This window comes from Dactylosporangium sp. CA-139066 (assembly GCF_050936175.1).
In the GTDB taxonomy this organism is placed as follows: Bacteria; Actinomycetota; Actinomycetes; order Mycobacteriales; family Micromonosporaceae; genus Dactylosporangium.
In genome coordinates, this window is sequence record NZ_JBNJNH010000002.1 from 1,249,591 (window position 1) to 1,264,722 (window position 15,132).

Genomic DNA, 15,132 nt, shown 5'->3' on the forward strand with positions numbered 1-15,132 from the left:
CGCGTACGCGGTCGATCGGTTCACCGAGTATGTAGCCGCTCGCCACGTTCCCGTTGTCTACGACATACAGTCGCCAGGTCCCCGGGCGCACGTCGTGCGCAAGGTCGATCGTGAAGGACACGTTGACGTCCGTCTCGGCGCGAGGCGTCCCGGGAGCTAGCCGCGATGAGGTGCACGGACGCTGTCGCCTCGCGGATGGATCTGAGCCCAAACGGTGCGCCGGTCAGATCGCCATGTCGATGAAGCGGGACAGGTGCAGCTGCGCGGCGACCGTGACCGTGTCGGTGGGCCCGTTACGGTGCTTGGCCACGATGAAGTCCGCCTCCCCGGCCCGCGGTGACTCCTTGTCGTAGTAGTCGTCGCGGTGCAGAAGGATGACGACGTCGGCATCCTGCTCGATTGAGCCGGATTCGCGCAGATCGGACAGCTGTGGGCGCTTGTCGGTGCGTTGCTCGGGGCCACGGTTGAGCTGGCTCACCGCGACGACGGGGCACTCGACCTCCTTGGCCAGCAGCTTCAGGCCTCGGGACAGGTCGGCGACCTCCTGCTGGCGGCTCTCGGTGCGCTTCGGGCTCGTCATGAGCTGCAGGTAGTCGACCACGATGAGCTTCAGGTCGTGGCGCTGCTTGAGGCGGCGGGCCTTGGCGCGGATCTCCATCAGGTTCATGTTGGGGGTGTCGTCGACGAACAGCGGGGCCTCGCTGATCTCGCCCATGCGCCGCGCGAGCTTGGTCCAGTCGTCGTCGGACAGCTGGCCGGAGCGCAGGACGTGCAGCGGCACGCGGGCCTCGGCCGAGAGCAGGCGCATGACGATCTCGACCTTGGACATCTCCAGGCTGAAGATCGCCGAGGCCAGGTTGTGCTTCACGGAGGCGGCGCGGCTGAAGTCCATCGCGGCGGTCGAGTTGTGCGTGGGGATCATGGCGCGACCGGCGAGGTACATGTGATCGGCGTTGTCGACCTGCACGCACCGCACCGGCACGCTCGCGACCGGTCGCACCGCGACGACATATCGCTCACCGGGCCGTGCGGTGCTCGCCGAGCGCCACGACCGCAGGGCTTCGCGCTTGCGCTCCAGCCGGAACACGTCGTCGGCCGGGGTGAAGGTCAGGACATAGGACGGCGCATGGCCCCGCCCCTGCAGCCTGGCAACCGTGCAGGAATGCCCGAGGCTGACCACCAGCTCGTAGGCGTCCTTGGCCAGGCGCTCACCGACGGCCGTGAACCGCACCTCGCCGGTCGGCGTGACCGTGCCGGCGCTGTCGAGCAGGCCGGCCAGCAGCGCCCGCCGCTGCCACTGCGATCCGCGGAGGTAGCGCGCGGGGATGTGCGGGTCGGGGGACACGGCCGGGTGGCCTCCGCCGAGCCGGGCGCCGAGCGTGTAGGGCGGGACGGGCAGGTCCTGGTCGGGCAGCTGCAGCGCGGCCGCGTTCTCCACGGCGTGGTTGAGCCGGCCGTCCGGAAGATGCAGCGTGGCCGCGATCTGGGCGGTGGTGATCACGTCCGGGTCCACCGCCGCGATCTCACCGTTGCCAGCCCGGTCGCGCCGGCGCCGCACCGACTCGGCCAGCGCCCGCCGCGAGACGGCCCGCTGCGAGAGGGTCCGCCGGGAGCGTCGCGCCGGCCGGGCGGCCGGGTCCAGGGTGGCCAGCGGCTCTGGACCGGCCGCCGCGAGCCGGTGCACGGCACCGAGCTCGACGCGGGCCACGCCCGGCCATTGCGGCGCCCCGACCGTCTCGAGCCATCGCCGGCGGTCGGCCGTCACGCTCGCCTGGGCGCGCCGCCGGCGGGCGGCCCTCGTGGTGGTCTTCCACAGGTGCTCGGCGTCGGCGACGATCACGGAGCCGTCGGAGAACTCGACCTCGAAGCACGGCCGGTCGTGGCGCACCTCGAAGGCGTTGACGACGGTCGTGGGCCGCCCGTCGGCGCCGAGCAGGCGGTCGCCGGCCCGCACCTCGCCCATCGTGGTCCAGCCGTCGGGCGTGGGCAGGGGCGTGTCGAGCGCCAGCGCCTTCCCGAGGCCGGGGCGGCCGGCGACGATGATCAGCTGGCCGGCGTGGAGGCCGTTGAGCAGGCGGTCCAGGTCGCTGAAGCCGGTCGGGACGCCGGTCATCATGCCGCCCTGGGCGCCCACGGCCTCGATCTCGTCGAGGGTGGGCTGCAGCATCTCGGCGAGGACCGCGAAGTCCTCGCTGACGCGCTTCTCGGTGACGTCGTAGATGGCCTGCTGGGCGAGGTCGACCACGTCGTCGACGTCGCGGCCGCCCTGGCCGCCGGAGCCGTAGCCGAGCTGGACGATCCGGGTGCCGGCCTCGATGACCCGGCGCAGAACGGCGCGCTCGGCGACGATGCGGGCGTAGTAGCTCGCGTTGGCGGCGGTCGGGACCGTCGTCATGAGGGTGTGCAGGTAGGGCGCGCCGCCGATCTTGGCGATGTTGCCCGAGTCGGTGAGCGTGGCGGCGACGGTGACGGCGTCGGCGGGCTCGCCGCGGCCGTAGAGGTCGAGGATCGCGTCGAAGATCACGCTGTGCGCCGGCTTGTAGAAGTCGTGCGTCTTGAGGATCTCCACGACGTCGGCGACCGCGTCCTTGGACAGCAGCATGCCGCCCAGGACGCTCTGCTCGGCGGCGATGTCCTGGGGCGGGGTGCGCTCGAACGTCTCGGCGCCGCCGGACGGGCGCTCGCCACGCTCACCTCGGTCGCCGCGCTCGCCCCGGTCGGGCCGCTCGCCGCGCGGCTCGTCGGGCCGGGACGCATCGTCCCACGGATCCGTGCGCCTGTCTTCGGTGATCGACACTTTCGCCCCCCAACGCCACACCTGCCAGGACTAGTAGACCTCGCGGGTATGACAAAAACTCGCCGGCGCGACGGCGCGCCCGCGCAACCGTATGGGGCGACTGGCGTTCGATGAAAGTTAGCCGGTGGACAAGGCTCTGGACAACCTGTGGACCACGGGCACAAACCTTGGGAAACGTTGTGCACATGCCTGTGGATAACGCCGCCAGGGGTACCGTCAAATCGCCCTTGACCTGCGAAACCACCATTCACAGCCTGTGTGTGAGAGAAAGAGGGTCACGGATTTTTCAACTGGACGGTCGATTGCGCAAAGGTCACGAACAGGTGACGCTCCGCCGGTGGGATACCCGGAGTGGGAGAGGTCGCGCGAAGGCCGGGATCGCCAGGGGCCGGAGACCGGGCGCTGGGATCCGCGGCACGAGCGTTGGATACCTCAGCAGCGCGCGCCTGAGGGGGGCGACTTCGGCATCGAGCCGTTCCAGGCGCGCTCGGATCCCAGCCGGCCCGGCCGCGGCCACGTGCTCGACTACGACGAGTGGAACACCGCCAACCACCCGCGATCCGAGGCGCCGCCCGTCGCCCGCCGCCGCCCGCCCCGTCAGCTGCCCGGTGGGCGGCCGCGCCCGCGCGAGGACGACGAGGACGAGGACGACGACGAGGAGGAGCCGGACCAGCGCTCCATCTACATCGGGTCCTTCATCTCCACCGCGCTGTGGTACCTCATTCCGGCCGCCGCGTACACCGGCTGGTCGATGACCCAGTCCGCCGAGTCGCGGCCCGGGTGCACCAACGCGTTCGGCCTGCCGTGCCCGGCGCCGCGGGACGAGGCGCTGAGCAACCTGATGGACATGGTGCCGATGATCGCCGTGGCGATGGCCCTGAGCATCACGTTCGCGATGTTCCTGGGCCGGGTGACGACGGGCTGGCGGCCCTTCGCGATCGGTTTTTCCAGCTCGGTGCTGGGCGCTGGCGTGGCTACGGTGGCTTTTGCGGTACTGAAGACGCAGCTTTGATCTTGATCTTTGCCAACGTATTGATCACCGTTGGGTCACCGTCCGGTCACGCCCGGAGCCGTCCGCGGGGTGCCGCCGTCTGACTGGCCAAACACTCTCGAGGGAGGCATCGATGGCCAGTCGGACCCTGCAGCATCTGCGCGTCGCCGCCGTCGCGGCTCTCACGCTCACCCTGGTGACGGCGTGCGGCGCGGGCTCCTACAACGACAGCGGGAAGGCCGCGCCGCAGGCCACGGGGTACGGCCCGCCGCAGCAGCCCAACGGCCTCGCCAACGACAACGGCGACACCGGCGAGGCCGCCGATCGGCCGGCCGCGGGCGAGGTCTCGGCGAGCCAGCGGCCCGTGTCGACGTTTGCGGTGGACGTCGACACGGCCTCGTACGGCTTCGCCAAGCGCACCCTGCTCGGCGGCCGGCGGCCCGCGGCGAACACGATCCGCCCGGAGGAGTTCGTCAACTCGTTCCCGCAGCGGTACCCCGAGCCGGACGGCAACGGCTTCTCCATCACCGGCGACGGCACCCGGCTGCCGCAGCGGCATCACGCCGACGGCGACGCCCGGCTGCTGCGCGTGGGCCTGCAGACGCGCGGCGAGTCCAGCGAGTCGCGCCCGGACGCGGCGCTGACGTTCGTCGTCGACGTGTCGGGCTCGATGTCGGAGCCCGGCAAGCTGGACCTGGTGCAGCACGGCCTGGACACGCTGGTCGACCAGCTGCGCCCGACCGACTCGGTGGCGCTCGTGTCGTACTCGGACCGGGCCTCCGTGCTGCGCCCGATGACCCCGGTCCGCGACCGCGAGGCGCTGCACGACGCGATCGGCCGGCTGAAGGTCGCCGGGAGCACGAACCTGGAGGCGGGCCTGCTCGCCGGGTACGACACGGCGCGCCAGGGCTTCCGCTCCGGCGCGACGAACCGCGTCATCCTGCTCTCCGACGGCCTGCCGAACGTCGGCACGACGGACGCGACGCCGCTGGTGCGCGAGGTCCAGGAGGCGGCGGCGAAGCAGATCACGCTGCTGGGCGTCGGCGTGGGCAGCGACTACGGCGACAAGTTCATGGAGCAGCTGGCCGACAAGGGCGACGGCTACGTCGTGTACGTCAGCGACCAGGCCGAGGCGGACCGCGTCTTCGTCCAGCAGCTCCCGGCAACCGTGGCGCTGCGCGCGCTGGACGCGAAGGCGCAGGTCGAGTTCGACCCGAAGGCCGTGTCGTCGTACCGCCTCATCGGCTACGACGACCGGGCGCTCTCGGCGTCGGACTTCCGCAACGACCGCGTCGACGGCGGCGAGGTCGGCCCCGGCCACGCGGTGACCGCCCTCTACGCCCTGCACCTGCGCCCGGGCGCCCAGGGCCACCTCGCCGACGTGCGGGTGCGCTGGCAGGACCCCAAGACCCACAAGGCGAGCGAGCTGTTCCAGCCGGTCACCGTGACGGCCCTGGACGAGGACTTCGACCGGGCGCCGGACCCCGTGCGGGTCGACTACGTCGCCGCTTACCTGGCCGAGGTGCTGCGCAACAGCCAGTACGGCCAGGAGGTCCGCCTCACCGACCTCCGCTCGATCGCGCTGGAGCGCCGCGAGGATCCGCAGGTGGTGGAGCTCAGCGAGATGGTCGACGCCGCCGTCCGGCTCTACGAGTAGTCGGCCGCCGGGCGGTCACGGGGGTCTGCGCACGCGGAAGGGGCCCCGGCAGTGCCGGGGCCCCTTCCGTTCGCCTGCTGGCGGTTCGCTCGCCTACTTGGCGGCGCTGACCTTCAGCGTGAAGACCGCGGCAACCTCGGGGTGCAGCTTGATCTGCACCTTGTAGTCGCCGACCGACTTCACGTGGCCGGGCAGCTCGAGGCGGCGGCGGTCCAGCTGCGGCCCGCCGGCCTTCTGCACTGCCTCGACGACCTCGGCCGGAGTGACCGAGCCGTAGAGGCGGCCTTCCGAGCCCGCCCGGACGGCGAGCTTGACGGTGAGGCCCTCGAGCTGGGCCTTGACCTCGTTGGCGTGCCCGAGGTCACGGATCTCACGGGCCGAGCGGGCCCGCTTGATCGTCACGATCTGCTTCTCGGCGCCCTTGGACCACGGAATCGCGAACCCCTGCGGCAGCAGGTAGTTGCGCCCGTAACCGTCCTTGACCTCGACGATGTCGCCGGGGGTCCCGAGGCCGGTGACCTCCTGGGTAAGGATGATCTTCATGTCGCCGGCCCCTTAGCGCGTGGTCGCGGTGTAGGGCAGCAGCGCCATCTCGCGCGCGTTCTTCACGGCGCGCGCGATCTGCCGCTGCTGCTGGGCGGTCACGCCGGTCACCCGCCGAGCGCGGATCTTGCCGCGATCGGAGATGAACTTCCGCAGCAGCGCGGTGTCCTTGTAGTCGATGTAGGCGATGCCCTCCTTGTCGAGAGGGTTCACCTTCTTCTTCGGTTTGCGCAGGGCCGCAGCCTTCGCCATTGCTCTTGCTCCTGATGCCATTAGAACGGGGGCTCGTCGTCGAAGGATGAGCTCGACCTGCCGCCGCCACCGCCGCCGGCCGGGGTCGCGCTGGCCCACGGGTCATCGTTGTACCCGCCGCCGCCACCGCCACCGCCGTTGTTGCCGCCGCCGCCGGAGCCGAAGCCGCCACCACCACCGGAGCTGCGCGACATCTTCTGCACCTTGGCAGTCGCGTAGCGCAGCGAGGGGCCGATCTCGTCGACCTCCAGCTCGATGACGGTGCGCTTCTCACCTTCGCGCGTCTCGTAGGTCCGCTGCTTGAGCCGACCGGAGACGATGACCCGGGCCCCGCGGGTCAGCGACTCGGCGACGTTCTCCGCCGCCTGACGCCAAACCGTGCAGGCCAGGAACAGCGGCTCGCCGTCCTTCCACTCGTTGGTCTGACGGTCCATGAACCGGGGGGTCGAGGCCACCCGGAACTTCGCGACCGCCTGTCCCGACGGAGTGAAACGCAACTCAGGGTCATCGGTCAGGTTGCCGATGACCGTGATCGTGGTATCTCCCGCTGCCATCTGAGTTCAACTCCTCGCGCGCTGGTGTATGGCCACGATGTCACAGGGGTACGACAGTTTCCCGTCGGCGCCCGTGGAGCGTGGCCGGGCGAAGCAGATCGATCTCGCCCGGATCCGCTTAGCGGACCTCGGGCCGGATGACCTTGGTGCGCAGCACGGACTCGTTGAGTCGCAGCTGACGGTCCAGCTCGGCAACCGACTCCGGCGAGGCCTGGAGGTCGATGACGGCGTAGATACCCTCGGTCTTCTTGTTGATCTCGTACGAGAGGCGCCGGCGGCCCCACACGTCGAGCTTCTCCACCGAGCCACCCGACGTCCGGATCACGTTGAGATACGTGTCGAGCGACGGGGCGACGGTGCGCTCCTCGAGACTTCCGTCGAGGATCACCATGATCTCGTAATGACGCAAGACGTTCTCACCTCCTACGGGCTAAGCGGCCGCGGTCCATCCGCGGCAGGAGGTCATGCGTCGTCCAGCGGCGTTGCGCCGATGGACCGAACCAGAGTACACGCTGAGGTGTCAAGACATAAAAAAGACCGCGGGGCGCGTCATCCGCTTCGTTGGGTGGGACCTGGGGAGGAACGACCACACCGGTGCGTTGGATGACGGCGCCCCGCGGAGCTAAGGGAAATTGTACCTTAAGCGAAGCTCGCACGTGATGCCCGCTGAGCAATAATAGCCCGAATTGCGGCGATTCCCACGCCAACCGCGCAGACCGTCGCGACGAGCGCCAGCAGGCCGGCCGGGCCGTTGCGCGCCGGGCCGCTGGCCGCGACCGGCTCCTCCACCGTGACCCGATCGTCGACCGGCGTGCTCGGTCCGGCGCCGATCGCCGGCGCCGCGGCCGCGCTCGGGTCCAGCAGCGACGGGTCGCCCTCGAGGCCGAGGTCGCCGGTCGGGTCGGACGGGGCGGCCTGCCCCTGCGGCGACTTCGACGAGCGGCCGGAGGCGCCCGAGTGGTCGGTCATGGCGTTGTTCGCCGCGCCGGCCGCGGCCCCCGCGGGCCCGGCCGCCGGCCCGGTCTTCGTCGCGCCCGGCGTGGCGTGCGCCCCGCCCGTCGGCGCCGCTCCGGGCGGCGGCGCGGTCACACCGACCGCCACCGGCTTGAACTGCTGCACCACGCCGACGCCGCAGTCGAAGGTCATCGCGACCTCGACCGGCCCCTTCTTGAACACGACGGGCACCTGCTGGTTCGGCTGCACGGTGGCCACGGACTGCCCGTCGACCTTCAGAAACGCGTTCTGGCCGAGCCGGTTGACGAAGTTGACGCGCGAGTCGGCCGGAACCGACACGTCCGGAGCGCTCGGCTCGGACTTGCAGACCAGCAGGCTCAGCACGCTGCCGCCGGAGAACTCGACGGTCGGCGTAGCGGGGGCGGCGCTCACCGGGCTGGCGCCGACGGTCAGGGCCGCGGTGGCCAGTGCCGCGGCGGTCGCCGCCAGGCGGACTGCCGTTCGGTGTCCAGACAACGTAGCCATCCTCGTTCTGGGGGAAGTTTCAACGAGCCGCGTCTCGGAAGCCCCGGGGGAAGCCTGAGCGATCACGGGCGGCTACGTGCGTAACGACGCGGCCGACGAGACGGTGACGGAAGGCCTGCATTCCGGGCGCATCGGTCGTGCGGCCAGAGGCGGGTCGCGCAAAGTGTCACACCCACGTCGTAGGCTCTGCGGCATGCGAATCGGTGCTCACGTCGACCCCGCTGAGCCGCTGGCTGAGGCCGCCGCCCGGGGTGCGGACCTCATTCAGTTCTTCCTGACCGACCCGCAGGGCTGGACCGACCCGAAGGACCGTGCCGACACCGAGGCGATCCGGGCGGCCGAGATCGACGTCTATGTCCACGCGCCGTACCGGATCAACGTCGCATCGTCGAACAATCGCATCCGCATACCCAGCCGCAAGCTGCTGTTCAGCCACGCGGCCGGCGCGGCCAAGGTCGGCGCCAAGGGCCTGATCGTGCACGGCGGCCACGTCGAGAAGGCCGACGGCCTCGACGCCGGCTTCGACAACTGGCGCAAGACCTTCGCCTACGCCGCCGAGCAGGGCGGATTCGCCACCCCGGTGCTGATCGAAAACACGGCCGGCGGCGACAACGCCTGCGCCCGCCGCTTCGACAACCTCGCCCGGCTGTGGGACGCCATCGGCGAATACGAGGTGGGCTTCTGCCTCGACACCTGCCACGCCCACGCCGGCGGTGAGGACCTGCTCGGCATCGTCGACCGGGTCAAGGCGATCACCGGCCGCATCGACCTCATCCACGCAAACAACTCGCGCGACGGCTTCGACTCGGGTCGAGACCGGCACGACAACATGACCTCCGGCGAGATCGACCCCGAATTGATCGTCGCCGTCATCCGGGCGGCGGGCGCACCGGCGCTCGTGGAGACTCCGGGCGGCGCCGAGGGGCAGGGCGCCGACATCACCTACCTGCGGGAGCGGCTGGCGTGAGCAACGTTTCGTCGGAGCGGACGGTGTCGGAAGAGCCCTCGCCGGACGATTCCCCGGATTCGGTACTACCCGAGTCCGGCCGATCCGCGCACCCGCCATCGGCCGCCGGTCAGGACCCCGACGCCGTCGACGACGGGTCGCGGTCCCCTGAGAGCCCCACCGAGGCGGACACCTTGGCCGACAGCGACGAGCGCGTCGACGGTCGTCGTGTGGGTGGGGATGCGGCGGGCGGCGGCTCGGGCGATGACGAGCGCGAGCCGCGTGACCTGGACGGCGACGGCGGTGACGAGACACGCGACAATGCCTCGGCCACCAGCGACAAGGCCTCGGCCACCAGCGACAAGACGTCGGGCTCGAAGCGCAAGGGCTCCGGCTCGGTCGCCGATGACAAGGTCGGCGAAACGGACAAGAAGGACGAGGCCGAAGACGGCGACGCGGGGGAGGACGGCGCCGACAAGGAGCCGGCGGACCCGTTCACGGCGTTCGCGCCCGAGCCGGAGGTGGTGCCGGGGCGCGTCGGACGCGTTTCCCAACGGACCGGGTCGTGGCTGGCCCGGTTCTTTTCGCATGAGTGGACCCTCGCGACGCTCGGCTCGATCCTGCTCGCCGTCGTCATGACGTGGCCCGCGCTGGCCCATCCGGCGACGACGATCCCGCAGGACATCTGGGACCCGACGCTGCAGGCGTGGCAGATGTCGTGGGCCGGGCACATCCTGACCACCGACCCGCTGCGGCTGTGGCAGGCCAACGCGTTCTACCCGGACCAGTACAGCTACGCCTTCTCCGACACCCTCCTCGGCTACGCGCCGGCCGGCATGATCGGCTCGGGGCCCGAGGCGGCCGTCGTCCGATACAACATCATCTTCGTCCTGATCTTCGCGTTCGCCTTCTTCGGTGCGTATGCGCTGGTCCGCCAGCTCGGCGCCGGGCGCACCGGCGCCGCGGTGGCCGGGGCCGCGTTCGCCTACGCGCCGTGGCGGCTCGGCCAGGCCGGGCATCTGCACGTGCTGTCGATCGGCGGCATCGCGCTGGCGCTGGCCATGCTGGCCCGGGGGCACGGGTTCTCGCTGAGCAAGGGCTACGAGCCGGACAAGCGGCGCTGGGGCTGGGTCCTCGGCGGCTGGCTGGTCGCGGCGTGGCAGATCAGCCTCGGGTTCGGCATCGGCATCCCGTTCGCCTACGCACTGCTGATCATCGTGGTGATCACGGCGATCATCTGGGGATACCGCTACGCGCGACGGTGGGCGGTGCGCCGGCCGTTCGGCTGGAAGCTGTTCTTCGCCAACCTCGGCGGCGGGCTCGTGTTCGCCGCGGTGAGCGCGATGATGGCGTACCCCTACCTGCAGGTCCTCAAGCAGCACGCCGAGGCCAAGCGCAGCGCGGAGATCATCGGGCTGTTCTCGCCGCCGCTGAAGGGCTTCTTCATCTCGCCGCCGGAGTCGTGGCTGTGGGGCGAAGCGTATGCCAACGCCCGCTCGACGCTCGGCTGGGCGCCGGAGATGGCGCTGCTGCCGGGCTTCTTCCTGTACGGGCTGGCGTTCGTCGGGCTGTTCGTCTCCGTGTGGCGGCTGAAGCACCGCATCCTGCTCGGCGTCGGCGTCGTCGTCACCGCGATGCTCGCGATGGGCACCAACGGCCCGGCGGACGGCAACTTCGGCTACATGGCACTGTACCGGGCGCTGCCCGGCTTCGAGGGCATCCGCACCTCGGGCCGCCTGATGGTCTGGGTGACGCTGTTCCTGGCGCTGCTCGCGGCGGGCGCGGTGAGCGCGTTCGCGGACCGGGCCGTCGAGCTCTTCGCCGACCGCACGCAGACCGACGTCGGCAACCGCGCCGGCGCCTGGCGCATCGTGACGCTCATCCCGCTGCTGCTGGTGCTGTCCGAGGGCCTGCACGACCCGTTCCAGGCCAACCCGGAGGTGCCGGCCGCCCCGGTCAAGATGAGCACGCTGCAGGCCCCGCTGATGGTGCTGCCGACGAGCGAGCTCTTCGACATGAACGTCATGCTGTGGAGCACCGACGGCCTGCCGAAGATAGTCAACGGCGGCAGCGGCTTCACCCCGGCCGACCAGGAGATCCTGCGCCTCAACATGCAGCAGTTCCCGGACGAGGCCACGGTCACGCAGCTGCGCGAACTGAAGATCCACACGATCGTCGTCCTGCGCGACGAGGCCGCCGGCACCCCGTACGCGCGGGCCATCGACGCCCCCATCGACGGTCTCGGCATCACCCGCACCGAGCAGGGGAACGTCATCCTGTACAAGATCGACGGCTGAGAAGGAGCACCCGGCCGGCGCGCGCCCGGCGTAGGCCGAAGAGGCCGCAAGGGCGCGCGCCGGCTCAGGACGGCGACAACAAGGCCGACGCCTTCGCCAACCGGCCTGACCCGCGCCGACGCAGAGGCGCCGGCGCGGCGACGGCGAGCACGGGCGCGGGCGCGGCGACCCAGCGGCACGGGCGCCTCGAGGCGGGGCGACGGCGAACGTGCGGCGATACGAGGGCGTTGGCGATGGCGCAAGGCCCGGGCGTCGAGGGTCGAGGGTCGAGGGTCGAACAGCGATTCGGCCGGTTCAGGGACCAGGAAGTCGTGGACCGCGGTTCGTACCGGGTGCTGCGGCCTGAGTTCGACCAGGGCGCTCGGACGCGGTCGCCGAGAGAAGCTAGAGGCCGGATCTCAGCAGCTCGAAGGCCTCGTTCGCGTTTTGGACGGCGATTGAGTACACGGTGTCGCTCGTCTCGCCGGCCAGCAGGCGGGCGGTGTTCTCCAGGACCAGGGTGTTGCGAGCACCCGTGATCATCGCCGCGGCGGCCTGGGCGCGGAAGCCGGGGCCGAGCTCCTTGGCCAGGGCCTCCTCGGCGGAGTACAGGATCACCAAGGCGCGGTGCATGAGGGCCGGGGTCTCGTGGATCAGGCGCTGCACGGCCAAAACCTCGGGCTTGTCGCACAGGCCGGTCACCGGGTCGCGGCGGGACAGGCCGTCCAGGAAGTGGCGGTGCAGGGCGTCGACCGGGGACTCACCGGGCGCGCGCGTCCGGACCGTTTCGGCCAGCTCCTCGGTGTGCTCGGCCATCGGGCCGACGACCAGCTCCTCCTTCGACGGGAAGTAGTTGAAGAAGGTCATCTTCGAGACGTCGGCGGCCGCGGCGATCTGGGTGATCGAGACGTTGTCGTAGCCGTGCTCGACGAAGAGCGAGATCGCGGTGCGCCAGAGCGACGTGCGGGTCTGGGCCTTCTTGCGCTCGCGCAGCGTCGTCGTCTCCACGAGGACGACTGTACCAGGAACAAACTTGTACTCGGTCTAAAGTTGTTCCTAGTCTATTCAACATGACGAAATTCCAGCGGCGGCTCGGGATGTTGCTCTGCCTGTTCACGATCGTGTTGGCGATCCTCGATCAGAACATCGTGTCCTCGGCCATCGTGCCGATCGTGCGGGACCTCGATCCGGTCCACGGGGTCGAGCACGTCGCCTGGCTCGTGGCGGCGTTTGCGCTGGCCGCGACCGTGGTCCTGCCCCTGTACGGGCGGCTCTGCGATGCGTTCGGGGCCAAGCCCATCTGGCTTGTCGCGGTCGGGATCTTTCTCGTCGGATCGGTGCTGTGCGGGGCGGCGCAGAGCATGGGGGAGCTCATCGCGTTCCGGGCGATCCAGGGAGCAGGCGCCGGGGGACTGATGAGCGTCACCATGGTCGTGATCGCCGGCCTGGCCGAGGACGAGACGAATGCCGCCGGCGAAGAACCCGGCAAGCCGGGCAAGGGGCGCGGCGGCAACATGGGCGGGCTCTTCGCCGGGGTCGGCATGGCGATCGGGCCGTTCATCGGCGGGCTGTTCGCCGACCACGACAACTGGCGCGGGATCTTCTACATCAACGTGCCGCTCGGGCTGGTCGTCGCACCTCGACGCGTCCCTGTGGGCGGTCCGCGGCGCGCTGGTGCTGCTCGGAATCGGGTTCGGGCAGCTCATCGGGCGGCTGATCGTGGTCGTGCAGAGCACCGCGCCGGCGCATCAGATCGGGGTGGCGACGACCGGCATCCGGTTCTTCCTGTCGCTCGGCACCGCGGTCGGGGCGGCCGCCCTCGGCTCAGTGCTGAGCCGCGTGTACGAGGCCCGCAGCGGTACGGCGATGTCGGCCGCGACCATCGCCGGCCACCCGGGCGGCAGGTCCGACTTCACCTTCGGCATCGAGGTCGTCTTCCTGGCCGTAGGCGCGGTCGTCCTGCTCGCGATGCTCTTCTCGGCCCGCCTGCGCGAGGAGAGCAGGCCGCGGGCGATCGGCGAGCCGGAGCCCGCGGTGGTCTGACCCCAAAGGACGCGCGGTGGTCTGACCCCAAAGGACGCGGTGGTCTGAACCCAAAGGAAAGGAAAGCGGCCCGGCGCGCACCAAGGCGCCGGGCCGCTGTTGATTCACGTGAAACCGGACTAACCGGTCCGCGCCAGCGCGGGGGCCGGCGGGGGCTCGAGCAGGTCCTCCTCGAGCGGATCGTCGTTGTAGACGCCGCCGTCGGGGTCCCGGCCCTCATAGGTCTGGCGCACGGCGTCCTCCTCGGGCTGGCGGATCTCGCGGATGACGTACCCGCACAGCACCGCGAGGGTGACCAGGCGCAGCAGCGAGGCCAGGACGAACACGCCCTCGGGGAAGACCTGGCGGCCCGAGGCGCCCATGAGCTCGCCGTAGAAGGACACGAAGTAGATGACCTCCGCGACCTGCCAGGCCAGGAACGCTCCCCACTTGGGACGGGCCAGCACCGCGAGCGGGATCAGCCACAGGACGTACTGCTGCGACCACACCTTGCCCGTGATCAGGAAGGCCGCCACGATCAGGAACGCCAGCTGCGCCAGGCGGGGCTCCTTGGGCGCGGTGAGCCCGAGGATCAGGATGCCCGCGCAGCAGATCAGGAACAGGCCCAGGTACAGGATGTTGAGCGTCGCGTGCTGAGGGTCCAGGTCCAGGTTCTGGAAGAACGGGAAGCCGTACTGCCCGGAGCCGCGCGGGAAGTGCGCCCCGATGTACCAGAGCGTGCCCCAGTCGATCCCGCGCAGCTGGTTGAACTCCCAGAACTTGACCCAGGAGTCCCAGAAGAAGAACGCGACCGGGCCGTTGAGCGCGGCCCAGGTGACCGCGCCCGCGCCGACGTAGGCGAAGAAGTCCCGCCATTTGCCGGTGCGGATGCTCAGGACGAGCAGCGCGCCGATGATCAGCATCGGATAGAACTTCGCCGCCGTCGCCAGGCCTAAGAACACGCCGGCGAGCACGGGTTTTCGTTTGGCCCAGTACGCCATCGACACCGCCGTGAGGCCGACCGTGAACAGGTCCCAGTTCACGGTCGCCGACACGAAGAGCGCGGGCGCCAGGGCCAGCAGCGCCGCGTCCCAGGGCCGGCGGCGGCGCACCGCGAGCGTGGCGGCCACGGCGGCGATGCCGAAGGCGCCGAGCACGACCGCGTTGACGTCGTAGAACGCCTGGCCGTCGTTGTTGATCACGTTGCGCTGGTGCAGGTCGTGGATGGGCAGGCCGAGGGCGCCCATGAACGCGCCGGTCAGCACCGGGTACTCGACCGGGTGGTCCTTGTAGGGGACCTGGCCCTCGTTGAGGCCCTCGGCGTAGTACAGCGCGAGCACGTCGGTGTAGCAGAAGTACTTGTACTGCTTCATGTCCGCCCACGCGGCGTCGCGGCAGGGGGACTTCTGCACCCAGTGGAAGCTCAGCATGGCGCAGATGAGCAGCAGCACCACGCGAGCCGGCGTCCAGAACCGGCCGCCGGGCAGCCGGACGCTGGATCGCACGGCATGGTTACCGAGGGGGCCGCCGATCGATTCGGACAGGCCACCGATGAAGCGGTCGGAGTTGGCGGGCTCGTCGACTAGACGTTCGGGTCGCACACTCGGCGGCATCC

13 protein-coding genes and 1 pseudogene are annotated in these 15,132 nt (G+C 70.4%); 6 read left to right on the plus strand and 8 right to left on the minus strand.

Features of this window, described 5'->3' with window-relative positions; translation table 11 throughout:
• Positions 1 to 223 precede the first annotated feature (223 nt).
• Positions 224 to 2,797 (minus strand): replicative DNA helicase, encoded by a 2,574-nt coding sequence (gene dnaB / locus ACQEVU_RS50560; protein ID WP_433337616.1) that lies wholly within the window; start codon positions 2,795 to 2,797, stop codon positions 224 to 226.
• Positions 2,798 to 3,134: 337 nt separating this feature from the next.
• Here dnaB and ACQEVU_RS50565 point away from each other — a divergent pair, with 337 nt between their 5' ends.
• Entirely contained in the window at positions 3,135 to 3,809 is a 675-nt protein-coding gene (locus ACQEVU_RS50565; RefSeq protein ID WP_433337618.1) for a hypothetical protein, read from the plus strand.
• 112 nt (positions 3,810 to 3,921) lie between these two features.
• Complete coding sequence (locus ACQEVU_RS50570; protein ID WP_433337620.1) at positions 3,922 to 5,445, plus strand: YfbK domain-containing protein; 1,524 nt, start codon at positions 3,922 to 3,924, stop codon at positions 5,443 to 5,445.
• Positions 5,446 to 5,538: 93 nt separating this feature from the next.
• Here the strand turns inward: ACQEVU_RS50570 and rplI are convergent, their stop codons facing one another.
• The 5 genes from rplI to ACQEVU_RS50595 all read right to left on the minus strand — a co-directional run bounded on the left by rplI (position 5,539) and on the right by ACQEVU_RS50595 (position 8,264).
• The gene (rplI, locus tag ACQEVU_RS50575) at positions 5,539 to 5,988 is read right to left on the minus strand and encodes a 50S ribosomal protein L9 (RefSeq protein ID WP_433337622.1); all 450 of its coding nucleotides are present in this window, start codon (positions 5,986 to 5,988) and stop codon (positions 5,539 to 5,541) included.
• Between the two features lie 12 nt (positions 5,989 to 6,000).
• Positions 6,001 to 6,240: a 30S ribosomal protein S18 gene (gene rpsR, locus ACQEVU_RS50580; protein WP_223100246.1), complete on the minus strand. Its 240-nt coding sequence runs from the start codon at positions 6,238 to 6,240 to the stop codon at positions 6,001 to 6,003.
• Positions 6,241 to 6,260: 20 nt separating this feature from the next.
• On the minus strand, positions 6,261 to 6,794 hold the full coding sequence (locus ACQEVU_RS50585; RefSeq protein ID WP_433337624.1) for a single-stranded DNA-binding protein: 534 nt from the start codon (positions 6,792 to 6,794) through the stop codon (positions 6,261 to 6,263).
• Positions 6,795 to 6,912: 118 nt separating this feature from the next.
• Positions 6,913 to 7,203, minus strand: coding sequence for a 30S ribosomal protein S6 (rpsF, locus tag ACQEVU_RS50590; RefSeq protein ID WP_033359943.1), 291 nt, complete (start codon positions 7,201 to 7,203; stop codon positions 6,913 to 6,915).
• A gap of 230 nt (positions 7,204 to 7,433) precedes the next feature.
• On the minus strand, positions 7,434 to 8,264 hold the full coding sequence (locus ACQEVU_RS50595) for a hypothetical protein (protein WP_433337626.1): 831 nt from the start codon (positions 8,262 to 8,264) through the stop codon (positions 7,434 to 7,436).
• Between the two features lie 202 nt (positions 8,265 to 8,466).
• On the opposite strand from ACQEVU_RS50595, the gene ACQEVU_RS50600 reads away from it, so the two are divergent.
• Together ACQEVU_RS50600 and ACQEVU_RS50605 are read left to right on the plus strand one after the other, a co-directional pair.
• Positions 8,467 to 9,240, plus strand: a complete 774-nt coding sequence (locus ACQEVU_RS50600) for a deoxyribonuclease IV (RefSeq protein ID WP_433337628.1) — start codon at positions 8,467 to 8,469, stop codon at positions 9,238 to 9,240.
• Positions 9,237 to 11,516 carry a hypothetical protein gene (locus tag ACQEVU_RS50605; protein ID WP_433337630.1) on the plus strand — a complete coding sequence of 760 codons (2,280 nt, stop codon included), beginning with the start codon at positions 9,237 to 9,239 and terminating at the stop codon, positions 11,514 to 11,516. The genes ACQEVU_RS50600 and ACQEVU_RS50605 overlap by 4 nt, the downstream gene beginning before the upstream one ends.
• Before the next feature lie 384 nt (positions 11,517 to 11,900).
• Here ACQEVU_RS50605 and ACQEVU_RS50610 read toward each other — a convergent pair whose 3' ends face one another.
• Positions 11,901 to 12,503: a TetR/AcrR family transcriptional regulator gene (locus ACQEVU_RS50610; protein WP_433337632.1), complete on the minus strand. Its 603-nt coding sequence runs from the start codon at positions 12,501 to 12,503 to the stop codon at positions 11,901 to 11,903.
• A gap of 89 nt (positions 12,504 to 12,592) precedes the next feature.
• Between ACQEVU_RS50610 and ACQEVU_RS50615 the strand changes: the two are divergent.
• Positions 12,593 to 13,075 (plus strand): annotated as a pseudogene (locus ACQEVU_RS50615) (MFS transporter); the annotation flags it as partial.
• 94 nt (positions 13,076 to 13,169) lie between these two features.
• Positions 13,170 to 13,538 (plus strand): hypothetical protein, encoded by a 369-nt coding sequence (locus ACQEVU_RS50620; RefSeq protein WP_433337634.1) that lies wholly within the window; start codon positions 13,170 to 13,172, stop codon positions 13,536 to 13,538.
• 119 nt (positions 13,539 to 13,657) lie between these two features.
• Here ACQEVU_RS50620 and ACQEVU_RS50625 read toward each other — a convergent pair whose 3' ends face one another.
• Entirely contained in the window at positions 13,658 to 15,130 is a 1,473-nt protein-coding gene (locus ACQEVU_RS50625; RefSeq protein WP_433337636.1) for a glycosyltransferase family 87 protein, read from the minus strand.
• Between the last annotated feature and the right edge of the window lie 2 nt (positions 15,131 to 15,132).